This is a genomic window from Streptomyces sp. PTL18 (assembly GCF_059510295.1).
This window is the reverse complement of record NZ_JCAJZO010000027.1, coordinates 60,155-85,448: the sequence shown is the minus strand read 5'-3', so window position 1 is coordinate 85,448 and position 25,294 is coordinate 60,155. Positions and strand designations below refer to the sequence as shown.

Sequence of the window (25,294 nt, the reverse complement as noted above, 5' to 3'; positions counted from 1 at the left end):
AGGTGGAACGGGCGGGGGCGCCGTCGGCTCCCCCGCCCGTCACCGAGTGCTCAGTGCTTGATCTGGCACTCGTTGTTGCCCTTCGACAGGCTCATGTTGAGCCCGCTCAGATTGAAGGTGCCTGCGGTGGTCGCCCAGGCGTGCTGGTCCACGTCGGTCAGCGTCGCCTTCCGAGCCTGCTGGGCGAATCCGTTCGGGTTGGTGGCGTCGCCCTGCTTGATGCCGGGACCCCTGTTGGCGTCCTTGGCGGCCACACCGATGTCGATGTCCTCGAACGTCGCGTCGGCCTTGAGGTCGTTGACATCGATGTAGATGTTGTGGGCCGTTACCGCGTCGTGGCCCGCCCCACCGGCCTTCAGCGTCAGCGTGACGTCACCGAACCCCGGGATCGGGGTGACCACGGACTGGCACAGATCTGTGATCGTGGCGTCCGTGAACGCTGAGACGGCGACGGGGTGAGCCGTCTTCTGGCCGTCAAGCGTGTAGCCGCTGTCGAGCGCCCCGTACTGCTCGAAGCCCGTGCCGACGAGCTGGGAGGCAGTGACCTTGAACTCCTGGCCCGACACACTGAACGACGCGGCGAGAGCGCCCTGCGCGAGGGCGACACCTATTGCTGCTGTCGCGGCCACGCTGGGCACCATGACCACAGCGAACCGCTTCCATCTGGTCCCGCCACGCACCTGGGACTCCATATTTCCTCCTTCTCGGACGTACATCTCCTGGTCCCGGCTCGCTGCCCTTCGGCGGCTCGGCCGGGCAGGGATGGGAGAAGTGCTACGTCCTCGGGAAGGAGAGCGCCGCGCTCGGAGGCGCGATATGCGCCCCAATCACCGGCGATCACCCCCGAGCGACAACCACTGGTCGCGCCTGACACGCATCACGCACAACCTCCGGACAGGCTCCGCCGCGGCGGAGACCCCCCTGTCCAGGAGCCGACGCCACTGCCGCCGGCTCCTGCCCGGTGGGGACCCACGAAACTCCGTTGCCCCGGCTGGGTGTCGGGTACGGCGATGGACCGAGCGTGGCCGATCGTGGTGCATTCTCGCCGCCCCCGCAAGGGGGTTCGTTACTCGCTAGTAACGGCCGGATAACCGCGCGGCGGCCGCTCGGCATCACGCGGCAACTCTTCGTGGCGCAAAGGGAGACAACGAAACGGTTGAAGAGCGGACAGAACCCGACAGAACAACGGGCCCGCCTTACTCGCAGTAACAGCGGCCGCGATTACCAAGATTTGGTAAAGCGCGACCGCCGTCAACCTCTGTCGGCAAATCTTTCACCCGGGCGTCACAAGCCCGGGTGTTTAGCGACTGGTCAGAACAAGGCCCTCGCGAGTGCCCTTCGTGCTGCCGCCACACGGGGGTCCTCGGCTCCGACCACCTCGAAGAGCTCCAGCAGCCGCAGCCGTGCGCCGTCCCGGTCGTCACCCGCCGTGCGCCGCACCGTCTCGATGAGCCGGCCGAACGCGTCCTCCACGTGTCCGCCCACCAGGTCCAGGTCGGCCGCGGCGATCTGCGCCGCCACGTCACCGGGCTTCTCCGCGGCCTCCTTGCGCACCCGCTGCGGGTCGGCCCCCTGCACCCGCTGCAGCAACTCGGCCTGGGCGAGGCCCAGTTTGGCCTCCATGTTGCCCGGGTCGTCACTCAGCACGTTCTTGTACGCCTGGATCGCGCCGCCCAGGTCGCCGGCGTCCAGCGCCTGTACGGCCGCTTCGAGCGCCGCGTCGTAGGGGCCCGCCGGGACCTGAGGGGCCTGCTGGGCGCCGTCCGCCTCGGCGTCGGGGTCGACGGTCAGACCGGTCAGCCCGAAGCGCTGCTCGGCGACCTGGACGAGTTGGTCGAGGGTGGCGCGGATCTGCTGTTCGGGAGCGGCGCCCTGGAAGAGGGGCAGCGCCTGCCCGGCGACGACGGCGAAGACGGCCGGGATCCCCTGGATGCCGAACTGCTGCATCAGCATCTGGTTGGCGTCGACGTCGATCTTCGCGAGCACGAACCGGCCGTTGTACTCGAGGGCCAGCCGCTCCAGGACCGGGCTCAGCTGCTTGCAGGGCTGGCACCACTCGGCCCAGAAGTCGATGACGACGGGCACCTCGGTGGACAGCTGCAGGACGTCGCTCTCGAACCCCGCCTCGTCGACGTCGATGACGAGGTCGGCCGGGGAGACCGCCCCTCCCCCGCCCTGCCGGGCCGCTTCGGCGCGCGCCTGCTCCGCCTTCGCCTTGGCCTCCTGGGCTGCCTTCACCGCGGCGAGGTCGACGACTCCGCTCATGGACATGTTCCGTGGCTGCATGAGTACATCCTCCCCCTTCCGCACGTCGCTGTGAAAAGCATGGTCAAAGCCGTGCCCGGTAACCCCGCCGGGCGGGTCGTGCTCCGCGGCCGGGTCCCCACCCGGCGCCAGTGGTCGTCGCTCGCGAGCACGGCACGCGCGGTGCGCGCGCACGCTTTCGCTACGAGTCGTAGCGTAACTGGCTCCGGGGGTCGCCGTGACCAGTCCCCCGGTGATCTCCCTCACCACTTCACCGGAAGGCCGGATATCGCCATGGACAGGGCCGGATATGGTCACCGACATGCAGAGCAGCCCGTCCGCCGCCCGTCCCGGGCGCCCGCGCAGCGCCGCCGCCGACGCCGCGATCCTGGAGGCGACGCGCGCGGCGCTGGTCGAGCTGGGGTGGTCGAAGCTGACGTTGGGAGACGTGGCGACCCGTGCGGGGGTCGCCAAGACGACCCTCTACCGCCGCTGGGCGGGCAAGAACGAACTCGTGGTCGACGCGGTGGCCGAACTCTTCGACGAGCTCGAGCTGCCGGACCGGGGCAGCCTGGCGGCGGACATCGAGGGCGTGGTGCTGCAGTTCGCGGCGATCCTGGACCGCCCGGAGGCCAAGAGCGGCCTGATGGCGGTGGTGGCGGAGTCCACCCGGGACGACGCGCTGCGCGAACGCATCCGCGCGTCGATCGTGGAGCGCCAGAAGCGGCTGGTCCTCCAGGGCCGCTCCCGCGCCCAGACCCGGGGCGAACTCCCTCCGGAGGCGGACCCGGACCGGGCGGCCCGCACGGTCGACCTGATATTCGACATGGTGGCGGGTGCGGTGGTCCACCGCACCCTGGTGAGCGCCCGCCCGGCGGACGGGGAGTGGGTGCGGGACCTCACGCGGGTCCTGCTGCTCGGGCTGACGGCCGCAAGCCCGTCCGACGGCTGAGGAGACGGCCGGTCGGGCGACCGGCCGTCGGAGGCTGCGGGCGCAGCCTCCGACGGGCCACCGCGCACAGCCCGCGAGGGGCCACCGCGCACAGCCGGCAACGTGGCAGTGCGCAGTGCTCCACGGGGCTCCGGGCGCAGCCGGCAACGGGCCACCGCGCACAGCGCACGACGGCCACCGGGCACAGCCCACGACAGGGCCCCAGGCCCCCGACGGGGCCGACGAACACGCCCTCCCCGGCCGGGCCGACGAACGCACTTCCCGACGGGGCCGACGAACGCGGTGCCCGGCCGGGGTCCGGGGCGGCAGCCCCGGGGCACGGGACGGGCAGGGGCGGCGGAGGCGAGACCGACCAGGCGTCACCCCCGCCCGGCCGCGCCTAGAACCCGGCCGGCTCCGTGTACACCCCCCACTCGTCCCGCAACACCCCGCAGATCTCCCCCAGCGTCGCCTCCGCCCGCACGGCGGCCAGCATCGGCTCGATCATGTTGGAGCCGTCGCGCGCGGCAGCGAGCATGCCGTCCAGCGCCGAGCGCACCGCTGTCTCGTCCCGCCCGGCCCTGCGCTCGCCCAGGACGCGGACCTGCTCCCGCTCCACCTCATGACTGACCCGAAGGATCTCCAGATCCCCGGTGACCGAGCCGGTGTGGACGTTCACGCCCACCACCCTCTTGTCACCCTTCTCCAGCGCCTGCTGGTAGCGGAACGCGGACTCCGCGATCTCCCCGGTGAACCACCCGTCCTCGATCCCCCGCAGGATGCCGGACGTCATCGGCCCGACCGGGTGCTGCCCGTCGGGGTGCGCCCGCAGTCCCCGCTCCTTGATCTGCTCGAAGATCCGCTCCGCGTCCGCCTCGATCCGGTCCGTCAGCTGCTCCACGTACCACGAACCGCCCAGCGGATCGGCCACGCCCGCGACCCCGGTCTCCTCCATCAGCACCTGCTGGGTCCGCAGCGCGATCTCCGCCGCCTGCTCCGACGGCAGCGCCAGCGTCTCGTCCAGGGCGTTGGTGTGCAGCGAGTTGGTGCCGCCGAGCACCGCCGCCAGCGCCTCCACCGCCGTACGCACCACGTTGTTGTACGGCTGCTGCGCGGTGAGCGAGACCCCGGCCGTCTGCGTGTGGAAGCGCAGCCACTGCGCCTTCTCGCTGGTCGCCCCGTACACGTCCCGCATCCACCGCGCCCAGATGCGCCGTGCCGCGCGGAACTTGGCGATCTCCTCGAAGAAGTCGACGTGCGCGTCGAAGAAGAAGGACAGGCCCGGCGCGAACAGGTTCACGTCCAGCCCGCGGCTGAGTCCCAGCTCCACGTACCCGAACCCGTCGGCGAGCGTGTACGCCAGCTCCTGCGCGGCCGTGGCGCCCGCCTCCCGGATGTGGTATCCGGAGACGGACAGCGGCTTGTAGGCGGGGATGCGGGAACTGCAGTACTCCATCAGGTCGCCGATGAGGCGCAGATGTGGCTCCGGCTGGAAGAGCCACTCCTTCTGGGCGATGTACTCCTTGAAGATGTCCGTCTGGAGCGTGCCGTTGAGCACACCGGGGTCCACCCCCTGGCGCTCGGCCGCGACCAGGTACATGCAGAAGATCGGGACCGCCGGCCCGCTGATCGTCATCGATGTCGTCACGTCACCGAGCGGGATGTCCTTGAACAGGACCTCCATGTCCGCGGCCGAGTCGATCGCGACGCCGCAGTGCCCGACCTCGCCGAGCGAACGCGGGTCGTCGGAGTCGCGGCCCATGAGGGTCGGCATGTCGAAGGCCACGCTCAGACCGCCGCCGCCGGCGTCCAGGATCATCTTGTAGCGCTCGTTCGTCTGCTCGGCGTTGCCGAACCCGGCGAACTGGCGGATGGTCCACGTCCGCCCCCGGTAGCCGGTCGGGTACAGGCCTCGGGTGAAGGGGTACTCACCGGGCCAGCCGATCCGCTCGAAGCCCTCGTACCTGTCCCCGGGGCGGGGTCCGTACACCGGCTCCACGGGATCGCCGGAGAGCGTGGTGAAATCTGCCTCGCGCTTGCGGGAGGCGTCGTAGCGGGCCTGCCAGCGTCGGCGGCCCTCCTCGATGGCGTCAGCGTCCATACCCTCGAATTTACTAGGACGTCCAAGTAAATGTCGACGGCAGACCGCCGTACGGCTTCCGTACGGCGGTGTCCGCTAGGCCTTCGCGACCGCGGGAGCGTCCTCCGCGATCTTCGGCTCGAGCTCGTGGGTGACCCTGCGCTCCACGAAGAAGGCGGCCGTCGGGACCGTCCCCGCGAGCAGGACCCACAGCTGCTTGCCGACCGGCCACTTGGCCTTCGAGCCCAGGTCGAAGGCGAAGACCAGGTAGATCACGTACAGCCAGCCGTGGGCGATGCCGATGACACGGGTGAAGTCGGCGGCGCCGTTCACGTCGAGGATGTACTTGGCGATGACGCCGAGGGTCAGCAGGACCAGCAGCACACCGGTGACGTAGGCCATCACGCGGTAGCGGGTCAGCACGCTCTTTTTCATGGCTACGAGCGTAACGGCCGGTTTGCGGTGATCTTCCGGCACCCCCGGCGCCGTACGGGCGCCGGCCGGAGGCCGCTAGCCCTCCTTGAAATCGCCCGCGGCGACCCGCAGCGGACGCAGCATCGCGAAGATCTCCGCGCACTCCTCGGCGTCGTAGCAGCCGAGCCCGAAGTCCATCGCCATCAGGTCCCGGGTGGCCGCGTCGCAGACCTCGCGGCCCTTGTCGGTGATGGAGGCCAGGGTGCCGCGGCCGTCGTCGGGGTTGGGCCGCTTGGCGACCAGGCCGGACCTGACCAGGCGGTCCACGGTGTTGGTGACCGACGTGGGGTGCACCATGAGCCGCTCGCCGATCTTGGACATGGGCAGCTCGCCCGCCTTGGAGAAGGTGAGCAGCACCAGCGCCTCGTACCGCGCGAAGGTGAGTCCGTACGGTTTCACCACCGCGTCGACCTCCGCGAGCAGGATCTGCTGCGCCCGCATGATCGAGGTGATCGCGGCCATGGACGGCACGTTTCCCCACCGCTGCTTCCAGTGCTCGTCGGCGCGGGCGATGGGGTCGAAGGTCAGACTGAGGGGCTTCGGCACGCCATCGACCTTACCGGCCGGTCACATGCTGGTCAGCCCCGTCTCGCGTTTCGGTCCCCGAGCCGTCCCCGGGCGCACACTGGAAGCAGAAGGGGGGCGAACCGAACGCGGAGGTCAGCCATGAGCACCCTCGAAGAACACGTGGATGTGGGAGTTCCGATCGACGCGGCCTGGGAAAGCCTGCACCGGGTGGAGAACTATCCGCGCTTCGTGGACGGACTGCGGGACGCCCGTACGGAGGCGGGCGGCCGGGCGCATCTGGATGTCGAGACGGGCGGCCGGGCCCGGGAGATCGAGGCGGAGGTCTCCGACCGCGGCGGGGAACGCGTGATGGAGTGGCACACCACGGGTGAGCCGGAGCTGAAGGGGTCCTTCTCGCTGCAGTCGATCGACGAGGACCACACCCGGGTGCAGGCGCGGCTCGCCTACGACCCGGGCGCGGTCAGGGAGACGTTCGGCGGCCCGAGGGGCTTCGCCCAGGCGAGCGCCATCGAACGGCTGGTCCGCAGCGATCTGCAGCACTTCAAGGAGTACGTGGAGCAGGGGCGCTGAGCGAGGTCCCCTCGGGGCGGGCACCCCGGGCGCGCGACGCCCGGCGCAGCGTGTGGCGGACCGCCCGCTGAGCCACCGGGCCCAGATCGTCCAGCGCCGCCACGACGAGGGCCAGCTGGTCCAGGGCGCCGAGCGCCGCGCCCGCCCCCTCCGCGTCCACCCCCTCGTACAGCTCGATCCCCACGAAGGACGCCGACACCGCGCGCGCGAGGCCCCTCGCGTCGGCGAATTCCCCGAGCGGCGTCGCCGCGAGCACCCGTTCCAGCACGCGCTCGATCTCCACGATCCACAGGTCGAGCCCCGCGGCCGTCGCCGACGCGAGGCGCGGATGCGTCTGCGCGCCGGCCAGCAGCTGGCCGAGCACCGCCACGTGCCCGGCGGCCTTCTCCTCCTCGTGCATCTCCCGGCCGAACGCGAGGAGCTCACCGAGCGAGCCGATCGCGTCCAGCCGTTCCCGGTAGCGCGCCACCCGCTGCTCCGTCCCGTACCGGCACGCGGCCGCCAGCAGTTCGTCCACCGAGCCGAAGTGATAGAAGACGAGCGCCTGGTTGACGCCGGCAGCCGCCGCGATCGTCCGCGCGGACGTCTTCGCGATCCCCTGCTCGGTGAGCGCGCGCAGCGCCCCCTGAAGCAGCTTGGCCTTCGTCGCCTCACTCACGCCCGCGCCTCCTCCCGCACCGGCCGCAGCCCGGGGCGCACCCCGCGCACACCGACGTCCGCGTACGACACCGTGAAGGATCCTTCGTAGCCGAACAACGGGCCGACGTACCGGTTCACCACCCGCACCCGGATCCGGAACCGCCCCGTCGACTCGTCGAACGCCTCCCGGACCACCGCCTGACCGCCGATGACCTCCGGCACGCGCACGTCCACCGGCCCCTCACGGAAGCGGTGCTCGCCGGAACGGACGAGCAGCGACCCGTCCGGCTCCGCCGAGAAGTGCAGCTCGCTCGCCAGGTGCTGGTGGGTGCCGAGGTAGTCCAGAACGCGGTCGCCCTTCGGGCTCAGCACCATCTGCGCGTCGAAGCGGCGGGCCCGGCCGGGCAGGTCGAAGGTGCGCACGAACGTCACCGTCTCACGGCCGAAGCTGTCGGCGTACGGAACGTTCTCTATGACGAACGGAATGTCGTGTCCCTGACGCGGGAGGAGGATGTTCCGGGTGCCGCCCAGTACCAGGAACGGCTTCACCAGCCCCCTGCCGTGCCAGACGCGGTCCATCACACCGCGTCCCGTGCACGCCTCGCCGGTCGCCAGTCCCACGGAGAAACGGCGCCGCAGCTCAGGGTGCAGCCGTTCGAAGTCCGTGCCCATCACCGTACGGAAGATCGAGGTCATGAGGGCTGCTCCAGGGTGGCCAGGAGACGGGGTGCGCCCAGGCGGGTGGGCGGGGTGCGCAGACAACGGCGGGCGGCGGGGGTGCAGGGCAGGGGTGCCTTGAACAGCGCCAGGGAGACGGCGACCACCAGCAGCAGCGGGCACGGGTAGGCCATCGCCGCCGCGAAGGGGCCGAAGAGGCGGGGGAGGGGGTCGAGGGCGAGTCCCGTGCAGGCGGCGGTGACGATCAGGGCGCGGGCGGCCAGTTCCGCCAGCCAGTTCAGGAGCGCGTGCTCCGGTGCGACCCCCCGCTCCAGCCACAGGCGCAGGCGGTCGAAGGACCAGGCCGTCGCCCAGCCCATCAGGGGCCGGAGGACCAGGCGGTCCGCGACGGAGCCGAAGGCACCCCAGCGCGGCCGGTAGTCGTACCCGGTCAGGAAGCGGACTCCGTCGCTGTCGGGGACGTAGCGCCAGTAGCCGCCGCCCTCGGCGATCAGCGACAGCGGGTGCGGCGAGGAGAACCGCAGCGCGGAGGTGCGGGTGCCGTCCGGCCGTGTCTTCTCCCCCGCGGACACGCCGGTACCGGAGACGGTCAGGAACGGCAGGAGGCGCGTCGCGTACCGGAAGCGCTGGGGTTCGCCCTGCGCACGCGGCAGGTGGTCGATCTCGGTGAAACGGAGGTCCCAGCGTCTGTGCCGCGCCGGGTCCTGGGTGCGTTCCCACAGGTCGTCGAGATCGGCCCGTATGTGTGCCTCCACGTAGAGCCCCATGCTGGATCCCCCTGATCCCATCCCTGGTCGGACGCATCTTTTGAGCAGTCGCTCAAACAGTTGCCCTCAGATTACAGGAGGTTTGAGCGATCGCTCAAAGAGCGGCACCGGAAAAACCCCGGCCGTGGGGCCGGGGTCGGGGCCTTTCCTGGTCGGTGGTCGTGGTCGGCGGTCGCCGACGCGGTCCTCGGGCGGGGCGTCAGCCGGCGGCCAGGTGCCGTTCCACCGTCTCCACCTTGGAGGTGAGACCGTCCGCCACACCCGGACGGATGTCCGCCTTCAGGACCAGCGAGACACGCGGTGCCCGGTCCTCGACCGCCGCGACGGCGCGCTTCACCACGTCCATCACCTCGTCCCACTCGCCCTCGACGGAGGTGAACATGGCGTCCGTGCGGTTCGGCAGACCCGATTCCCGCACGACCCGGACGGCGTCGGCGACGTACTCCCCCACGTCCTCGCCGACGCCCAGAGGCGTCACGGAGAAGGCGACGATCACGCGTTCACGGTCCCTTCCTTGCGGGCGCGGGCCGCGATGACGGCGTCCTCGGCCTCGCGGCGCAGCTTGCGCTCGGCGAAGAAGCCACCGGTCGGCAGCACGGAGAGGACGAAGTAGACGGCGGCGGTCTTCAGCGGCCACTTGGTGCGGTTCCAGGCGTCCGCCCAGAAGATCACGTACAGGATGAAGAGGACGCCGTGGATCGAGCCCATCACCGGCACGGCGTTGAAGTCGGTGGTGCGCTTCAGCACCGAGCAGAGGAGCAGCAGCAGGAAGGAGACGGCCTCGGGGGCCGAGACCAGGCGGAGCCGGCGGAGGGCGGTGGCGGTCTTTATGTCCACGGGTCACCTTCGGTGGGAGAGTCGCTGACGACGCAGTCGCTTTGTGAACGCACGCACAAGCGCCCGGCCATTGTGACATCCGGGACGCGGCGGACCGGGCACGGGGGTGCGGGTGTCGGCGTCACCCCGGTCCCTCCTCCCCCGCCAGGGGCGCCCGCGGGTGTCCCTCGGGGTCGGCTCAGGGTGGGGATCCGCCTTCGGGCTCTGTCCGCTCCGCCCGCCCGGCCGTTACCTTCGCTCCGTGGCGATGTTCCGACTCCAAGGCAGCAAGGTGCTGGCCGTCGACCTGACCGGGGACGCCGTGAAGGCGAAGAACGGCTCCATGGTCGCGTACGACGGTCGGATGACCTTCAAGAAGCTCACCGGCGGCGGTGAGGGGATCCGCGGGATGGTGACCCGGCGGCTCACCGGCGAGCAGATGACCGTGATGGAGGTGAAGGGACACGGGACGTGCTGGTTCGCGGACCGGGCCTCCGAGATCAACCTCGTCAGCCTCCAGGGGGACAAGCTGTACGTCGAGTCGAGCAACCTCCTCGCGACGGACGCCGGCCTGCGCACGGGCACGACGTTCACCGGCCTGCGCGGCGCCTCGCAGGGCAACGGCCTGTTCACGACGACCGTCGAGGGCCACGGCCAGGCGGCGATCATGTCGGACGGCCCGGCGGTGGTGCTGCGGGTGAGCGCGCAGTACCCGCTGACCGTGGACCCCGGCGCCTACGTGGCGCACCAGGGCAACCTGCGGCAGTCGTTCCAGTCGGGCGTGACATTCCGCACGTTCTTCGGGGAGGGCGGCGGCGAGGCCTTCCAGATCCGCTTCGAGGGGGACGGACTGGTGTACGTCCAGCCCAGCGAGCGCAACACGATCGCGGGGGACCTCTGACATGGCCTTCCGCGAAGTGAACTCCAAGATGATCGAGGCGACGGTCGCGCCCGGGCAGCGGCTGTTCAGCCAGCGGGGCGCGATGCTCGCCTACCAGGGCGACGTCTCCTTCACCCCCAACGTGCAGGGCGGTCAGGGCGGGGTGATGTCGATGATCGGCCGCCGCATCGCGAACGAGGCGACGCCGCTGATGACGGTCGAGGGCAGCGGCACGGTGCTGTTCGGGCACGGCGGCCACCACATCCAGGTGATCAACCTGACGGGCGACACGCTGTACGTGGAGGCGGACCGGTTGCTCGCCTTCGAGGGCACCCTCCAGCAGGGCACGATGTTCATGGGCTCGCAGGGCGGCGTCATGGGCATGGTGCGCGGCCAGGTCACGGGTCAGGGCCTGTTCACGACCACCCTGACGGGGCACGGGGCGGTCGCCGTCATGGCGCACGGCGGTGTCTTCGAGGTGCCCGTCACCCCGGGGCACCCGGTCCACGTGGATCCCCAGGCGTACGTGGCGCACCACGGCGACGTGCGCAACAGGCTCTCCACGGCGCTCGGCTGGCGCGACATGGTGGGCCGGGGCTCCGGCGAGGCGTTCCAGCTGGAGCTGAGCGGAAGCGGTGTGGTGTACGTGCAGGCGTCGGAGGAGAAGCTGTGACCACCTATCCGGGCGCGGGCCCCGTCGTGTTCGACCCGATGACACTGCCGGCCGACGACAACGTCACCAAGTACACCTTCTGCGTGGAGCTCAAGGGGAGCCAGTGGTTCCTGCAGAAGGGCAAGATGATCGCCTACTACGGCTCGATCGAGTTCAACGGCATCGGGCACGGCCGCCTGGACCGTCTCGTGCGTACGTCGTTCCATTCGCCACTGCACGCGAGCGACTGGGTGGTGGCGGAGGGCTCGGGCAAGATGCTGCTCGCCGACCGGGCCTTCGACGTGAATTCCTACGACCTCGAGGACGGCAACCTGACCATTCGCTCGGGCAACCTCCTTGCTTTTCAGCCAAGTCTGTCACTGAAGCAGTCGATCATTCCGGGCTTCCTCACGCTGATCGGAACCGGGAAGTTCGTGGCCGCGTCCAACGGTCCGGTGGTGTTCATGGAACCCCCGATCCGGGTGGACCCGCAGGCGCTGGTGGGCTGGGCCGACTGCCCGTCGCCGTGCCACCACTACGACCACGGGTACCTGAGGGGCGTATGGGGCGGCCTACGTGCGATGACGGGGCTCGGCGGGGCCTCCGGGGAGGAGCACCAGTTCGAGTTCGTCGGGGCGGGCACGGTGCTGCTGCAGTCCTCGGAGACGCTGATGGCCGAGCAGGACACAGGGGTGGTCCCGCACGAGCCCGGCGTACCGGGCGGCGGCGGTGTCCCCGGCCACCAAGGGCAGCCGGGGACACCGCGTCTTCCCGGACAGCTGGGCGACCTCCAGCGCCGCTTCGGGCTGTGAGCGGTAGTCTGCGGAGTGTGACGTCGAACGCGTGCGCGCAGTCACACCACCCCTCACTAGTTCGCCTTTCAACTTTTAGGTAGACTTCATTCATGGAGACCGAGACGTCCACGCACTGGCTGACGGATGCGGAGCAGTGCGCCTGGCGCACCCACCTGGAGGTCAACAAACTGCTGACCTACCAGCTGGAAAGGGATCTGCAGCCGTTCGGCCTGACGATGAACGACTACGAGATCCTGGTGAACCTCTCGGAGTCGGAGGGCCTGCGTATGCGGATGAGCGACCTCGCGGCCGCCACCCTCCAGTCCAAGAGCCGCCTCTCGCACCAGATCACCCGCATGGAGAACGCGGACCTGGTACGCCGCGAGAACTGCGAGTCCGACCGCCGGGGTCTGTACGCGGTCCTGACGGACCACGGCATGGAGACGATGCAGAAGGTCGCGCCACAGCACGTGTCGTCCGTACGGCGGCACTTCATCGACCTGCTGCCTCCCGACGACCTCGAACACCTCCACAAGTCCCTGCGGCCCATCGCGGAGCATCTGCGGGGACAGCGGGGCAAGCCGTAGCGGTGCGGCGGCAGTGTGCGGACCGCCCGACCGGGCGGCCTGCACGCGGTCGATGCGACCTGCGCCTTCGGCTGTCCGCAGTCACGGACCGCCGAGGCGTCCAGTGGGAGTGCACTCGGCCACCGCGCCGCCGCGGTCGTGTGGAGGGAGACCGGACGCCCACCGCTCGAACCACCCATGCGGGGGCGGCGGCGGCGACTCGACCCTCCCTCCGCCCGTGGGCGGGGCCCCGCCGGCTCGACGTCCGCTCCACCGGTGGCGGGGGCCCCGCCGGCAGAGACCGCCATCAGCCGCCGAGAACGCCCAGCGACGCCACCAGGTCACAGATGTCGGGGTCGTTCAGGGAGTCGAGGATGTGCCGCCAGAGGCTGAGGCCGGTTTCGGCCCACGCGCTGTAGCGTTCTCGCGCGGAATCGGAATAGAAATAGATCCCCTGCTCCTTGAGGGGAACCTGCTCCGCCACGATCTTGTCCGCGAGTTCCCGGATGTCACGGCCTGTCTCTTTCATGTACAGAGGCGCAAGAATCACCGGCGTTATGGGAAGCGCCTTGAACAGGGTGTCCCCGTCGCTCAGAGCCTTCGCCTCGGGGGAGATTTCCGATGTCCGGGACTGGATCTCCGCCTCCAGGACGATCTGCTCCACCCGCTCGACGAGCTCCTTCGAGGCACCGGCCTCCTCCAGGATCCTGCAGCGCAGTTGAGAACCGCCGCTCGCGTCCGTGCGGACGTCGACCAAGTAGTTCACATCGTGCAGAAGCGCGGCGACACGTACGAGCGGTACATCGGCCTCCAACTCGGCGGCGAATTCGCATGCCTTGGCGGAGACGAAGGTCACATGATGCCACCCGTGGAAAGGGACATCGCTCACCTTGTGCGCATACAAGCTGCGCACTTTCTCACGCACTTCGGCGATAAATGACTCGTCAGGTTCCACTGGGCTGCGCCCCGCTCTCGTCGAGAGTAAGTCGTTCCATCAGGAGGTGCGCCCGGGCAGGGAGGGGATGGTGCTGGATGGGCTTCCGATCCCGTACCGAGAACGAGATACTGTAGTCCTTCCTGGGCGCTGTCTTGAGAACCGCCGTGAAAGTACCGCTCTTGACGTGGGTGACACGATGGAATGTGCGGTGATCCAACAGGATTCCCTGCCCGGCCGTGAGACGAGAAGTTTTTCCCAGTACCGGAGGCTCCAAGTCCGTGGGCGAGGTTCCGCACTCTGCCGCCAAGAACTCCTCGTGAGTGTACCCACCCTGAAGGATATGGCTCACGAAGTCATAACGGTGGTTATGGATGGTGTTCGCGTGTCCCGACCCGACTTCTGTCCGGTTCTTGTACTCGTGTATGCACAGCCTGGGATGCCCCGTGGCACCGGCGGCGACGTTCCACACATAATGAGTCGCCGTTTCGCGGGACCGCTGAACCAGTGAGGCTCTCCACTGCGCGTCACCAAGAAGACGGCCAAAATCAACCAGAAATCGGCTGGAAACGGAGTCGGAGGTCACCACGGACCGCCACGCCTCCTCCAGTTCCGCGACGGTCTCGTCACCCGAGCAAGAACTCACCTTCGCAATGATCTGCTCGAGGAAGTCGCCGGCCATGCGTCACCCTCCCCTAGAGTCCGGCCTTGGTCTGGAATTCAACGGCAAACGCCCGGTACCGTTCCCGCAGTTCTGTCATCTCGTCCGCCGATATCCGGGAACCCGCGACCACATCGTAGAAATCGATGAAATCCTGAGTGCTGGTGGGTCGAGGTATTTCCAGGACCCGTACGCCCGGATGGTGTCGCGTCTGCAGACATTCCGCTTCCTGCATCCGGTAGATCACGGAATTCTCTTGGAACCGCAGGGTTCTGGGGAACACCAGCCCAGTGCCCTTGGCGCTGAACATGGTGACCCAGACGGCATTGCGGAAGATCTCGTAACGGTCGAGGAGTGGTGTCGGAGTGAGTATGAGCTGGATCGAGGAGCAGCGTCTGCACGCCTCCATCAGCCCGACGAGTCCCACCCTCATCTCCCGGTCGACGGTCGACCTGATCTCCTCGACGCTCTTGCCCGGGTACACCCCTTGGCGATAGAGGTAGTCGACCCTTCCGTCGATCGATGTGGCGACAGCGGGATCCGGAAGGATCAGGTTGGCCTGGACGTTGGCGTTTTTGTTGAGTTCCAGCCTCACCGCGGTATACCGCGCCGAAACTCCGCGGAACCAGAACACGGAGGACTCGTTGAGGTCTGCGGTGAGCATCTGGTTGAAGGACACGGACGGCTCGACGGACGCCTCGAATTCGTGGGTCGGATAGTAGGTGTTGTTCAGGTCGGACAGGGAACGGCTCACTTCGTCAACTATGGATGACCTGAGCAGTTCCGCCGTTATCCGACCGGTGACGAGTGACTGCGCGACGCCGAACGCGGCCGAGACCAGAAGCCCGGTCGCGACCGCGTTCAGGAAATCCTTGCCCGCCGAGGCATGCAATGCAGAAGCCCACCAGAGGAGCCCCGCAGCCACCAGCGTCACCACTGTCAGCAGGAGCGCCTGCATCCCGGTCGAGTGACGTTGTAAAACCCTCTGCAAAAAGCCCCGAACGGGCTCGTTTGTCATAACCGGGGAGAGTAGCAAGCCGAGGTACGGGTCGCCAGCTTTTCACCCGAAGTTCACCATGTGGCGAGATGCGAACATATGGTGCAATTTCCCCGAATCATAACTTTCGGGACCGTCCACCGCCGCTCCGCCCGCCGAGGTCCGCGTATCGCTTTCCCTGCGTCTTCTCCGGTCGGCCGGACCTGCGTACAGTGATGCCGTGTCGCGCATCGTTGAGTTCCAGGGGGTGCACAACTTTCGGGACCTGGGGGGCTGTCCGACCGAAGACGGACGGACGGTCCGCCGCCGACGACTCTACCGGTCGGACTCTCTCGCCAAGCTCACCGCTCCCGACTGGCAGCGGTTCCTGGCACTCGGCATCCGCACGGTGATCGATTTGCGGAGTCCACGGGAAGTGGAGCGACTGGGGCGCATCCCTTTTCATCGCAGTTTTACGTACCATAACGTCGACATCGGTCACACCGCATGCGATCAGGCGGATGTGGAACCCTCGGTGGAAACCTCTCGGTTTCTGGCCGACCGATACATGGAATTCGCGGTCGCAGGGGCATCCGGCGTAAAGCAGGCGCTCGAGCTCGCGGCGACCGCGCATGGACCGATCGTCATCCATTGCGGATCCGGAAAGGATCGCACAGGCGTTGTCACCGCAATTGTCCTCGCCCTGCTGGGGGTGCGCCGGGATGTCATTGCGGCGGACTTCTCTCTCACCGGGCTGGCGACAGAGCGTCTCATCGCCGATTGGCGGCGGCTGAACCCGAACCGCACCTTGCGGTGGTCGGGCTACGGGCAGGCGCCCGCCGAGGCCATGAGAACGTTCCTCTCGCAACTGACCGCCGCACACGGTTCCGTGGAGAGGTATGTCGTGGAAGGAATCGGCTGCGAGGCGGCAACTGTCCCGGTGCTGCGCAGCCGCTATCTGGGATCGGCCGAGGGAGGGCCGGGATGAGCTTCTCGGAACCGCCGGTGCTCGCCGTCATGGCCGGCGGTGCCGCCACGAGACTCAGAGAATGCGGAATAGACGTGCCCAAAGCACTGCTGCGGATCGGGCGGCAGACCATTCTTGAAAGGCTTCTCGACCAGGCCCACCTGGCAGGAGTGCGGGACGTCGTGATCGCCGCGGGCCCCGACAGGGACCATCTCGACGTCCTCGTGCCCCCGGACTCCCGGTTCAACTCGACCATCCTGCACTCGGCCAGGAGGGGAACGTTCCACGCAGTGCGTTCCCTTTCCCGAGTGGTGGGCAGGCGCCAGCACATCATGACGACGAGCGATGTGGTGCTGTCGGACCGTGCGCTGCCCGATCTTCTCCGCAATGCCGCTCGTGGTGGGGGAACCGCCACCATGATGAATCTGCTGGTGACGCAGACGGGCGAGGACCGGCTCCCCATATACGTGCGCGACGTAGGAGCCTCGCAGTACTTGATCGAGAAGCCGGACCGTGATGTTGCACCATCCCCGCTGCGCTATGCCGGCATGCGATGGTGCTCGGCCGACATGTACGAGGTCCTGGAAGAGGAGTCCTATGGATCCGTTGTCAGGGATTCCGACTTCTTGGTCCGGTTCTCGGCGCGGCGGCCGGGATCGATAGAGATCACTCGTACGGACCTCGGCATCGATGTCGACGACTGCCAGGACCTGTGGGATGTCTCCCGGGCCCTGGGGGAAGACGCCCCGGCCAGGTGCCGGACGCACGGCAGAGCGCACTGAGGGCGGCTCTCCCCGGGATCAGCCGTCCGGAATCGAGGCTGCGGCCGCCCCTCGGCGGAGACCACGCCCCTCCGGCGGCCGCCGGAGGGGCCGCGCTCAGCCCTGCGTCAGCCCCGCCACCAGTTCGTCCGCCGCCCGGTAAGGGTCCAGCTCCCCCGCCGTGATCCGTTCCGCCAGGGCGCTCAGGCGGCGGTCGCCGTGGAGGTCGCCGATGCGTTCCCGCAGAGCGGTCACGGCGATCGTCTCCACCTCGTGGGCCGCGCGGGCCAGACGGCGTTCCGCGAGGACTCCGTGCTCCTCCATCCACGCCCGGTGCTTCTCCAGCGCCTCCACGACCTCGTCGACGCCCTCCCCCCGGGCCGCGACCGTCTTCACGATCGGGGGGCGCCAGTCGCCGGGGGCCCGCGACTCGCCCAGCCCCAGCATGTGGTTCAGCTCGCGTGCGGTCGCGTCCGCGCCGTCGCGGTCCGCCTTGTTGACGACGTACACGTCGCCGATCTCGAGGATGCCCGCCTTCGCGGCCTGGATGCCGTCGCCCATCCCGGGGGCCAGCAGGACCACCGAGGTGTCCGCCTGGGAGGCGATCTCGACCTCCGACTGGCCTACACCGACCGTCTCCACCAGGACCACGTCACAGCCCGCCGCGTCCAGCACCCGGATCGCCTGCGGAGCCGCCCACGCGAGGCCGCCCAGGTGGCCGCGTGTCGCCATGGACCGGATGTAGACGCCGGGGTCGGAGGCGTGCTCCGACATCCGTACCCGGTCGCCGAGCAGCGCGCCGCCCGAGAAGGGCGACGACGGGTCGACGGCGAGCACGCCGACCCGCTTGCCCTGCTTGCGGTACGCGGTCACGAGCGCCGACGTGGACGTGGACTTGCCGACGCCCGGCGACCCCGTGAGGCCCACCACGTACGCGTTGCCGGTCAGCGGGGCCAGCGCCGCCATGACCTCCCTGAGCTGCGGGGACGCCCCCTCCACCAGGGAGATCAGCCGGGCCACGGCCCGCGGCCGGCCTTCCCTGGCCTGGGCCACCAGCGAGGAGACGTCCTGCATCACAGCTCCGTTCACGTGTTCCCGCAAAGAGGTCGGTTCTGGGGTGCTCAGGCCTTGGGTACCCGCACGATCAGCGCGTCACCCTGGCCGCCGCCCCCGCACAGCGCCGCCGCGCCGACGCCGCCGCCGCGCCGCTTCAGCTCCAGGGCGAGGTGCAGGACGAGGCGGGCGCCGGACATCCCGATCGGGTGACCCAGGGCGATGGCACCACCGTTGACATTCACCTTTTCGGTGGAAACTCCCAGGTCCTTCATTGACTGCACGGCGACCGCCGCGAAGGCTTCGTTGATCTCGATCAGGTCGAGGTCGGACACCTCCAGGCCCTCCTTCTTCAGGGCGTGCAGGATGGCGTTCGACGGCTGGGACTGCAGGGAGTTGTCCGGCCCCGCCACATTGCCGTGGGCCCCGATCTCCGCGATCCAGTCCAGGCCCAGCTCCTGCGCCTTGGCCTTGCTCATCACGACCACGGCCGCCGCACCGTCCGAGATCTGCGAGGAGGAACCGGCCGTGATCGTGCCGTCCCTGCTGAACGCCGGACGCAGCTTGGCCAGCGACTCCACCGTCGTTTCGCCGCGGATGCCCTCGTCCTTGCTGAAGACGACCGGCTCACCCTTGCGCTGCGGGATCTCGACGGGGGTGATCTCCGCCTCGAAGATGCCGTTCTTCTGAGCGGCGGCGGCCCGCTGGTGGGAGAGGGCGGCGATCTCGTCCTGCTCCTGGCGGCCGATGCCGAGGCGGGTGTTGTGCTTCTCGGTGGACTCGCCCATGGCGACGCCCTCGAAGGAGTCGGTCAGCCCGTCGTACGCCATCGCGTCCAGCATCTGGACCGCGCCGTACTTGAATCCCTCGCGGGACTTCGGCAGCAGGTGCGGGGCGTTGGTCATGGACTCCTGGCCGCCCGCGACGACCACGTCGAACTCACCCGCACGGATCAACTGGTCCGCGAGCGCGATCGCGTCGAGGCCCGACAGACACACCTTGTTGATCGTCAGGGCCGGCACGTTCATCGGGATACCCGCCTTGACCGCGGCCTGACGTGCCGGGATCTGCCCGGCCCCGGCCTGCAGCACCTGGCCCATGATGACGTACTGCACCTGGTCGCCACCGATCCCCGCACGGTCGAGGGCGGCCTTGATCGCGAAGCCGCCGAGGTCGGCTCCGGAGAAGGACTTCAGCGAGCCGAGCAGCCGCCCCATGGGGGTGCGCGCACCCGCGACGATGACGCTGGTCGTGCTGTTCGTTCCAGACATGAGCTGCGATCCCCTTCCGGCCTGCACAGCCTAGGAGTGAACGAGGGTTTACTTCGAATGTACTGAGCGGTAGGGCAAACCGTCACCGGGCTGTCGGTGTGATCGCGCGCACGTTGCGTAACCACGGCAGGAGCGCTGCACTGAATCCATGCTGACGCGAATCGACCACATCGGAATCGCCTGTTTCGACCTCGAGAAGACCGTCGAGTTCTACACCTCGACGTACGGCTTCTCGGTGTTCCACACCGAGGTCAACGAGGAGCAGGGTGTCCGCGAGGCCATGCTGAAGATCAACGACACGGACGACGGCGGCGCCTCCTACCTGCAGCTCCTGGAGCCCATCCGGGAGGACTCCACCGTCGCCAAGTGGCTCGCCAAGAACGGCGAGGGGGTGCACCACATCGCCTTCGGCACGGCGGACGTGGACGGCGACTCCGCCGAGATCAGGGGCAAGGGCGTGCGGGTGCTGTACGAGGAGCCGCGGCGCGGCTCCATGGGGTCACGGATCACCTTCCTGCACCCCAAGGACTGCCACGGCGTTCTCACGGAACTGGTCACATCCGCGGCCGTTGAGACACCTGAGCACTGACTCCCGTACATAAGGGCCGGTAGGGTTGGGGGCGGTCGCCGCTCCACCAGGGCGACCGGGTCCCGCCGCGAACCGGTGGGACGTGCCGGGGTCCGGGTTTCGGGGGACGAGCGCCGGGGCAGCAGCCCATGCTCTGCCGTTGATCTGACACCATTCCCCGGGGGCCCCGTTCGGCGGATGAACGGGGCTCGTTCGGAGAGACTTGCGACCAGGGGACGGATGGGACCGCGCAGTGCGGGGCTACGAACGCCAGGAGCGAGAGCCGGCGGCTGACGTCGACCACCTCTCTCGGTTCGAGGCCGAGATGGAGCGGCTGAAGACCGAGCGGGAAAAGGCGATCCAGCACGCCGAGGACCTCGGCTACCAGGTCGAGGTGCTGCGCGCCAAGCTGCACGAGGCGCGCCGCACCCTCATGTCCCGTCCCGCGTACGACGGGGCCGACATCGGCTACCAGGCCGAGCAGATGCTGCGCACCGCCCAGATGCAGGCGGACCAGCTGCGGGCGGACGCCGAGCGCGAGCTCAGCCAGGCCCGCGCGCAGACCCAGCGCATCCTCCAGGAGCACGCCGAGCAGGCCGCCCGGCTCCAGGCGGAGCTGCACGCGGAAGCGGTCTCCCGCCGCCAGCAGCTCGACCAGGAGCTGGCCGAGCGCCGGGCGACCGTCGAGTCGCACGTCAACGAGAACGTGGCCTGGGCGGAGCAGCTGCGCGCCCGCTCCGAGGCCCAGGCCCGCCGGCTGGTCGAGGAGTCCCGCACGGAGGCCGAGCAGGCCCTCGCCGCCGCCCGCGCCGAGGCCGAGCGGCTGGTCACCGAGGCCCGGCAGCGGCTGCAGAGCGACGCCGAGGCAGCCCGTGCGGAGGCCGACCAGATCCTGCGACGGGCCCGCGCGGACGCCGAACGGCTGCTGAACGCCGCCTCCACCCAGGCCCAGGAGGCCACCGACCACGCCGAGCAGCTGCGCTCCTCCTCCGCGAGCGAGTCGGAGACCGCCCGTCGGCAGGCGTCCGAACTGAGCCGGGCCGCCGAGCAGCGGATGACGGAGGCGGAGGCCGCGCTGCGCGAGGCGCGTGCCCAGGCCGACAAGCTCGTCACGGAGGCCAAGGAGGCCGCCGGCAAGGCCCTCGCGAGCGCCGAGACGGAGGGCGAGCAGCGCACCCGCACCGCCAAGGAGCAGGTCGCCCGGCTGGTCAGCGAGGCCACCAAGGAGGCCGAGGCCACGAAGGCCGAGGCCGAGCAGGTGGTCGCCGACGCGCGTGCCGAGGCCGAGAAGATCGTCGCCGAGGCCGCCGAGAAGGCCCGGACCATCACGGCCGAGGAGACCGCCTCCCAGCTCGGCAAGGCGGCCCGTACCGCCGAGGAGGTCCTCAACAAGGCGTCCCAGGACGCCGCGGCGACCACCAAGGCCGCCGCCGAGGAGGCCGACCGGATCCGCAAGGAGGCCGAGGCCGAGGCGGACCGCCTGCGCGCCGAGGCGCACGACATCGCCGAGCAGCTCAAGGGCGCGGCCAAGGACGACACCAAGGAGTACCGCGCCAAGACGGTCGAGCTGCAGGAGGAGGCACGCCGGCTGCGCGGCGAGGCCGAGCAGCTGCGCGCCGAGGCGGTCGCCGAGGGCGAGAAGATCCGCGCCGAGGCGCGGCGCGAGGCCGTCCAGCAGATCGAGGAGGCGGCCAGGACCGCCGAGGAGCTGCTCTCCAAGGCCAAGGCCGACGCGGACGAGCTGCGCACCACCGCCACCACCGACAGCGAGAAGGTCCGCACGGAGGCCATCGAGCGTGCCTCGATGCTGCGCCGCCAGGCCGAGGAGGCCCTGGAGCGGACCCGCAAGGAGGCCGAGACCCAGCGCGCCGAGGCCGTCGAGCTGGCGGACGCGATCAAGGAGGAGGCCGAGAAGGTCGCGCGCGCCCTGCGCGAGGAGAGCGAGCGGGCCGTGGAGGCCCGCCGCGCGGAGGCCGCCGAGGAGCTGGGCCGCCTGCAGTCGGAGGCCGAGCAGCGGCTCGCCTCCGCCGAGCAGGCCCTCGCCGACGCCCGCGCCGAGGCGGAGCGGATCCGCCGGGAGGCGCTGGAGGAGAGCGACCGGCTGCGCTCGGAGGCCTCCGAGCGCATTCGAACCCTCCAGGCGCAGGCCGAGGCCGAGGCGGAGCGGCTGCGCACGGAGGCCGCCTCGGACGCGTCGGCCTCCCGCGCGGAGGGCGAGGCCATCGCCGTACGCCTGCGGTCGGAGGCGGCGGCCGAGGCCGAGCGGCTGAAGTCGGAGGCGCAGGACACCGCCGACCGGGTCCGCGCGGAGGCGCAGGCCGCGGCCGAGCGGCTGAGCACGGAGGCCTCGGAGACGCTGGCCGCCGCCCAGGAGGAGGCCGTCCGGCGCCGCAGGGAGGCCGAGGAGCTTCTCGGCTCCGCCCGCCAGGAGGCCGACCAGGAGCGTGAGCGCGCCCGGGAGCAGAGCGAGGAACTGCTCGCGGTGGCGCGCGCCCGGGTCGAGGAGGCCCAGGCCGAGGCGGTACGGCTGGTGGAGGAGGCCGACCGGCGCGCCACCGAGATGGTGTCGGCGGCCGAGCAGCACGCCCAGCAGGTGCGGGACTCCGTGGCCGGGCTGCACGAGCAGGCGCAGGAGGAGATCACCGGTCTGCGCTCCGCGGCCGAGCACGCGGCGGAGCGTACGCGCACCGAGGCGCAGGAGGAGGCCGACCGGGTCCGCGCCGACGCCTACGCGGAGCGCGAGCGGGCCACCGAGGACGCGAACCGCGTCCGGCAGCAGGCCGCCGAGGAGTCGGAGGCGGCGAAGTCGCTCGCGGAACGGACCGTCGCGGACGCGATCGCCGAGGCGGAGCAGCTCCGTTCGGACGCCGCCGAGTACGCCCAGCGGGTGCGGACCGAGTCCTCGGACACCCTCGCCGAGGCCGACCAGGCCGCCTCGCGCACCCGTGCCGAGGCGCGCGAGGACGCCAACCGGATCCGGTCGGACGCGGCCACGCAGGCGGACACCCTCATCACCGAGGCGCGCGCGGAGGCCGAGCGGCTCACCACTCGGACCGCCGCGGAGGCCGAGCGGGTGCGCGCGGAGTCCGTGGCCAAGGCGGAGAAGCTGCTGTCGGACGCCACCGACGAGGCGGAGCGGCTGCGTGCCGAGGCCGCCGAGACGGTCGGCTCCGCACAGACGCACGCCGAGCGGATCCGCACCGAGTCGGAGCGGGTCAGGGCCGACGCGGAGGCGGAGGCCGAGCGGATCACGACGGCGGCGCGCGAGGAGGCCGAGCGCACCCTGGACGAGGCCCGCAAGGACGCCAACAAGCGGCGTTCCGAGGCGGCCGAGCAGGTGGACAAACTCATCACGGAGACCGCCGCCGAGGCCGACAAGCTGCTCGCGGAGGCCCAGCAGAGCGCGCGCAAGGCGACGGCGGACGCCGAGGCGCAGGCCGACACGATGGTGGGCGCCGCCCGCACGGAGGCCGACCGTCTGGTCTCCGAGGCGACGGTCGAGGGCAACACGCTGGTGGAGCAGGCTCGGGCGGACGCCGACGAACTGCTCGTCGGTGCGCGCCGGGACGCCACCCAGATCCGGGAGCGGGCTCAGGAGCTGCGCGAGCGCATCACCGCCGAGATCGAGGAGCTGCACGAGCGGGCGCGGCGCGAGTCGGCCGAGGCGATGAAGTCGGCGGGCGAGCGGTGCGACGCACTGGTCACGGCCGCCGAGGAGCAGCTGGAGAAGGCCAAGGCGCAGGCGAAGGAGATCCTGTCGGAGGCCAACTCGGAGGCGGGCAAGGTCCGTATCGCCGCGGTGAAGAAGGCGGAGGGCCTGCTGAAGGAGGCCGAGCAGAAGAAGTCCACGCTGGTCGCCGAGGCCGAGCAGATCAAGGCCGAGGCGATCCGCGAGGCCCGCAAGGCCGTCGAGGAGGGCAAGCGGGAGCTGGAGATCCTGGTGCGCCGGCGCGAGGACATCAACGCGGAGATCTCCCGTGTCCAGGACGTCCTGGAGGCGCTCGAGTCCTTCGAGGTGCCGTCCGGCGGCAAGGACTCGGGAGTCAAGGCGGGCGCCACCGTGGGGGCACCTCGTTCGGGTGGCAAACCGTCAGAAGGCTAGCCAGAAGCACGGTTCTATGCTTGCCGGAGCGCCGTGCACGGGTCCTGGCAAGCCCCCCGGCAGATCAGCCACCCAAAAGGAGTGTCATTCTCCAGATCAAACACGCATCCGCTCGATGACACGCCGCATTGCGCCCTAGGATTCCCCTATCACCTCACCGGTCTCATTCGACAGGAACCCCATGAGCGACACTTCCCCCTACGGCTTCGAGCTTGTGCGGCGTGGGTACGACCGCGCTCAGGTGGACGAACGGATCTCGAAGCTCGTCTCCGACCGTGACAGTGCTCTCGCCCGCATCACCGCCCTGGAGAAGCGCATCGAGGAGCTCCACCTCGAGACGCAGAACGCCCAGGCCGCCGTCAGCGACGCCGAGCCGTCCTACGCGGGTCTCGGCGCACGCGTCGAGAAGATCCTCCGCCTCGCCGAGGAAGAGGCCAAGGACCTGCGCGAGGAGGCCCGCCGCGCCGCCGAGCAGCACCGCGAACTCGCGGAGTCGGCCGCCCAGCAGGTGCGCAACGACGCGGAGTCGTTCGCCTCGGACCGCAAGGCGAAGGCCGAGGAAGAGGGCATTCGCATCGTCGAGAAGGCCAAGAGCGACGCGGCCCAGCTGCGTGCCGAGGCGCAGAAGGACGCCCAGTCCAAGCGCGAGGAGGCGGACGCCCTCTTCGAGGAGACCCGCGCCAAGGCCGCCCAGGCCGCCGCGGACTTCGAGACGAACCTCGCCAAGCGGCGGGAGCAGTCCGAGCGCGACCTGGCCTCCCGTCAGGCCAAGGCGGAGAAGCGTCTGGCGGAGATCGAGCACCGCGCCGAGCAGCTGCGCCTGGAGGCGGAGAAGCTGCGCACGGACGCCGAGCGCCGCGCCCGCCAGACGGTGGAGACCGCCCAGCGTCAGGCCGAGGACATCGTCGCGGACGCGAACGCCAAGGCCGACCGCATCCGTTCCGAGTCCGAGCGCGAGCTGGCGGCGCTGACCAACCGTCGCGACTCCATCAACGCCCAGCTCACCAATGTCCGCGAGATGCTGGCGACGCTCACGGGCGCCGCGGTGGCCGCGACCGGCACGCCGGCCGAGGACGAGCCGATCTCGCGCGGGGTCCCGGCGCAGCAGTCCCGGTGACACGCCGGCCGTACGGCAGCTGAACATCCGCGGAGCCCTCCGCCACTCACGTGGGGAGGGCTTCGCGCCGTCCCGGCGTGGCCGCGGACCGCGTGCGGAGTGGCGGTCGTGGCGCTCGCCGGCGGCGAACTCCTGTCGGAGCGACGTGACGCCCGGCGGCGGGCACTTTACTTCCCCTTGGGCGGAACCGTCAGCGGCCCGATATCCTCCTAACTCTTACGGGGGGCACGTGCCCCGCTGTCCTGAACCTTGCGATGGGTGCGGA

At 69.9% G+C, this 25,294-nt stretch carries 26 protein-coding genes; 11 read left to right on the top strand and 15 right to left on the bottom strand.

The features are described from left to right. Nucleotides 1–50: 50 nt before the first annotated feature. Both AC5WS8_RS33135 and AC5WS8_RS33130 read right to left on the bottom strand, forming a co-directional pair. Nucleotides 51–692 carry a DUF6230 family protein gene (locus tag AC5WS8_RS33135; RefSeq protein WP_496107202.1) on the bottom strand — a complete coding sequence of 214 codons (642 nt, stop codon included), beginning with the start codon at nt 690–692 and terminating at the stop codon, nt 51–53. A gap of 619 nt (nt 693–1,311) precedes the next feature. Then, nucleotides 1,312–2,286: a tetratricopeptide repeat protein gene (locus tag AC5WS8_RS33130; protein ID WP_496107201.1), complete on the bottom strand. Its 975-nt coding sequence runs from the start codon at nt 2,284–2,286 to the stop codon at nt 1,312–1,314. Nucleotides 2,287–2,566: 280 nt separating this feature from the next. On the opposite strand from AC5WS8_RS33130, the gene AC5WS8_RS33125 reads away from it, so the two are divergent. Next, nucleotides 2,567–3,196, top strand: coding sequence for a TetR/AcrR family transcriptional regulator (locus AC5WS8_RS33125; RefSeq protein WP_496107200.1), 630 nt, complete (start codon nt 2,567–2,569; stop codon nt 3,194–3,196). A gap of 379 nt (nt 3,197–3,575) precedes the next feature. On the opposite strand, the gene icmA is transcribed toward AC5WS8_RS33125, so the two are convergent. The 3 genes from icmA to AC5WS8_RS33110 form a co-directional block, all read right to left on the bottom strand. Further along, nucleotides 3,576–5,276, bottom strand: coding sequence for a coenzyme B12-dependent isobutyryl-CoA mutase large subunit (gene icmA / locus AC5WS8_RS33120; RefSeq protein WP_496107199.1), 1,701 nt, complete (start codon nt 5,274–5,276; stop codon nt 3,576–3,578). A 75-nt stretch (nt 5,277–5,351) separates the two neighbouring features. Next, nucleotides 5,352–5,690 carry a DUF3817 domain-containing protein gene (locus AC5WS8_RS33115; protein WP_496107198.1) on the bottom strand — a complete coding sequence of 113 codons (339 nt, stop codon included), beginning with the start codon at nt 5,688–5,690 and terminating at the stop codon, nt 5,352–5,354. 75 nt (nt 5,691–5,765) lie between these two features. Next, nucleotides 5,766–6,275 (bottom strand): MarR family winged helix-turn-helix transcriptional regulator, encoded by a 510-nt coding sequence (locus AC5WS8_RS33110; RefSeq protein ID WP_496107197.1) that lies wholly within the window; start codon nt 6,273–6,275, stop codon nt 5,766–5,768. 120 nt (nt 6,276–6,395) lie between these two features. Between AC5WS8_RS33110 and AC5WS8_RS33105 the strand changes: the two genes are divergently transcribed. Continuing rightward, nucleotides 6,396–6,827, top strand: coding sequence for an SRPBCC family protein (locus tag AC5WS8_RS33105; RefSeq protein ID WP_496107196.1), 432 nt, complete (start codon nt 6,396–6,398; stop codon nt 6,825–6,827). Here AC5WS8_RS33105 and AC5WS8_RS33100 read toward each other — a convergent pair. From AC5WS8_RS33100 to AC5WS8_RS33080, 5 genes are all read right to left on the bottom strand, one after another. Continuing rightward, nucleotides 6,799–7,485: a TetR/AcrR family transcriptional regulator gene (locus AC5WS8_RS33100; RefSeq protein WP_496107195.1), complete on the bottom strand. Its 687-nt coding sequence runs from the start codon at nt 7,483–7,485 to the stop codon at nt 6,799–6,801. The genes AC5WS8_RS33105 and AC5WS8_RS33100 overlap by 29 nt on opposite strands. Further along, nucleotides 7,482–8,162: a DUF4166 domain-containing protein gene (locus AC5WS8_RS33095; protein WP_496107194.1), complete on the bottom strand. Its 681-nt coding sequence runs from the start codon at nt 8,160–8,162 to the stop codon at nt 7,482–7,484. The genes AC5WS8_RS33100 and AC5WS8_RS33095 overlap by 4 nt, the downstream gene beginning before the upstream one ends. Then, nucleotides 8,159–8,911, bottom strand: coding sequence for a hypothetical protein (locus AC5WS8_RS33090; protein WP_496107193.1), 753 nt, complete (start codon nt 8,909–8,911; stop codon nt 8,159–8,161). Before AC5WS8_RS33090 ends, AC5WS8_RS33095 begins: the two co-directional genes overlap by 4 nt. Nucleotides 8,912–9,110: 199 nt before the next feature. Further along, nucleotides 9,111–9,407, bottom strand: a complete 297-nt coding sequence (locus tag AC5WS8_RS33085; protein ID WP_496107192.1) for an MTH1187 family thiamine-binding protein — start codon at nt 9,405–9,407, stop codon at nt 9,111–9,113. Beyond that, nucleotides 9,404–9,748 carry a DUF3817 domain-containing protein gene (locus AC5WS8_RS33080; RefSeq protein ID WP_496107191.1) on the bottom strand — a complete coding sequence of 115 codons (345 nt, stop codon included), beginning with the start codon at nt 9,746–9,748 and terminating at the stop codon, nt 9,404–9,406. Before AC5WS8_RS33080 ends, AC5WS8_RS33085 begins: the two co-directional genes overlap by 4 nt. Before the next feature lie 247 nt (nt 9,749–9,995). Here AC5WS8_RS33080 and AC5WS8_RS33075 point away from each other — a divergent pair, with 247 nt between their 5' ends. The 4 genes from AC5WS8_RS33075 to AC5WS8_RS33060 all read left to right on the top strand — a co-directional run bounded on the left by AC5WS8_RS33075 (nt 9,996) and on the right by AC5WS8_RS33060 (nt 12,640). Beyond that, nucleotides 9,996–10,628 carry an AIM24 family protein gene (locus AC5WS8_RS33075; RefSeq protein WP_496107219.1) on the top strand — a complete coding sequence of 211 codons (633 nt, stop codon included), beginning with the start codon at nt 9,996–9,998 and terminating at the stop codon, nt 10,626–10,628. A 1-nt stretch (nt 10,629) separates the two neighbouring features. Then, nucleotides 10,630–11,280, top strand: coding sequence for an AIM24 family protein (locus tag AC5WS8_RS33070; protein ID WP_496107190.1), 651 nt, complete (start codon nt 10,630–10,632; stop codon nt 11,278–11,280). A 38-nt stretch (nt 11,281–11,318) separates the two neighbouring features. Beyond that, nucleotides 11,319–12,071 (top strand): AIM24 family protein, encoded by a 753-nt coding sequence (locus AC5WS8_RS33065; RefSeq protein WP_496107218.1) that lies wholly within the window; start codon nt 11,319–11,321, stop codon nt 12,069–12,071. Between the two features lie 92 nt (nt 12,072–12,163). Next, nucleotides 12,164–12,640: a MarR family winged helix-turn-helix transcriptional regulator gene (locus AC5WS8_RS33060; protein ID WP_496107189.1), complete on the top strand. Its 477-nt coding sequence runs from the start codon at nt 12,164–12,166 to the stop codon at nt 12,638–12,640. Nucleotides 12,641–12,926: 286 nt separating this feature from the next. Here the strand turns inward: AC5WS8_RS33060 and AC5WS8_RS33055 are convergent, their stop codons facing one another. From AC5WS8_RS33055 to AC5WS8_RS33045, 3 genes are read right to left on the bottom strand one after another with little or no spacing between them, the layout of a single operon-like run. Beyond that, nucleotides 12,927–13,574 carry an HDIG domain-containing metalloprotein gene (locus AC5WS8_RS33055; protein WP_496107188.1) on the bottom strand — a complete coding sequence of 216 codons (648 nt, stop codon included), beginning with the start codon at nt 13,572–13,574 and terminating at the stop codon, nt 12,927–12,929. Continuing rightward, the gene (locus AC5WS8_RS33050; RefSeq protein ID WP_496107187.1) at nt 13,564–14,235 is read right to left on the bottom strand and encodes a hypothetical protein; all 672 of its coding nucleotides are present in this window, start codon (nt 14,233–14,235) and stop codon (nt 13,564–13,566) included. Before AC5WS8_RS33050 ends, AC5WS8_RS33055 begins: the two co-directional genes overlap by 11 nt. A 13-nt stretch (nt 14,236–14,248) precedes the next feature. Then, on the bottom strand, nt 14,249–15,232 hold the full coding sequence (locus tag AC5WS8_RS33045; RefSeq protein ID WP_496107186.1) for a hypothetical protein: 984 nt from the start codon (nt 15,230–15,232) through the stop codon (nt 14,249–14,251). A gap of 199 nt (nt 15,233–15,431) precedes the next feature. Here AC5WS8_RS33045 and AC5WS8_RS33040 point away from each other — a divergent pair, with 199 nt between their 5' ends. Both AC5WS8_RS33040 and AC5WS8_RS33035 read left to right on the top strand, forming a co-directional pair. Continuing rightward, the gene (locus AC5WS8_RS33040) at nt 15,432–16,178 is read left to right on the top strand and encodes a tyrosine-protein phosphatase (RefSeq protein WP_496107185.1); all 747 of its coding nucleotides are present in this window, start codon (nt 15,432–15,434) and stop codon (nt 16,176–16,178) included. Further along, a complete protein-coding gene (locus tag AC5WS8_RS33035) occupies nt 16,175–16,939 on the top strand; it encodes an NTP transferase domain-containing protein (protein ID WP_496107184.1) in 765 nt (254 codons plus the stop codon). Before AC5WS8_RS33040 ends, AC5WS8_RS33035 begins: the two co-directional genes overlap by 4 nt. Before the next feature lie 96 nt (nt 16,940–17,035). On the opposite strand, the gene meaB is transcribed toward AC5WS8_RS33035, so the two are convergent. Next, entirely contained in the window at nt 17,036–17,992 is a 957-nt protein-coding gene (gene meaB, locus AC5WS8_RS33030; protein ID WP_496107183.1) for a methylmalonyl Co-A mutase-associated GTPase MeaB, read from the bottom strand. Between the two features lie 47 nt (nt 17,993–18,039). Beyond that, the gene (locus AC5WS8_RS33025) at nt 18,040–19,242 is read right to left on the bottom strand and encodes an acetyl-CoA C-acetyltransferase (RefSeq protein ID WP_496107182.1); all 1,203 of its coding nucleotides are present in this window, start codon (nt 19,240–19,242) and stop codon (nt 18,040–18,042) included. Nucleotides 19,243–19,390: 148 nt separating this feature from the next. On the opposite strand from AC5WS8_RS33025, the gene mce reads away from it, so the two are divergent. From mce to AC5WS8_RS33010, 3 genes are all read left to right on the top strand, one after another. Next, nucleotides 19,391–19,831, top strand: coding sequence for a methylmalonyl-CoA epimerase (gene mce, locus AC5WS8_RS33020; protein WP_496107181.1), 441 nt, complete (start codon nt 19,391–19,393; stop codon nt 19,829–19,831). A gap of 232 nt (nt 19,832–20,063) precedes the next feature. After that, nucleotides 20,064–23,912 (top strand): polarized growth protein Scy, encoded by a 3,849-nt coding sequence (scy, locus tag AC5WS8_RS33015; protein WP_496107180.1) that lies wholly within the window; start codon nt 20,064–20,066, stop codon nt 23,910–23,912. 181 nt (nt 23,913–24,093) lie between these two features. After that, nucleotides 24,094–25,029 carry a cellulose-binding protein gene (locus tag AC5WS8_RS33010; RefSeq protein ID WP_496107179.1) on the top strand — a complete coding sequence of 312 codons (936 nt, stop codon included), beginning with the start codon at nt 24,094–24,096 and terminating at the stop codon, nt 25,027–25,029. Nucleotides 25,030–25,294: the final 265 nt, after the last annotated feature.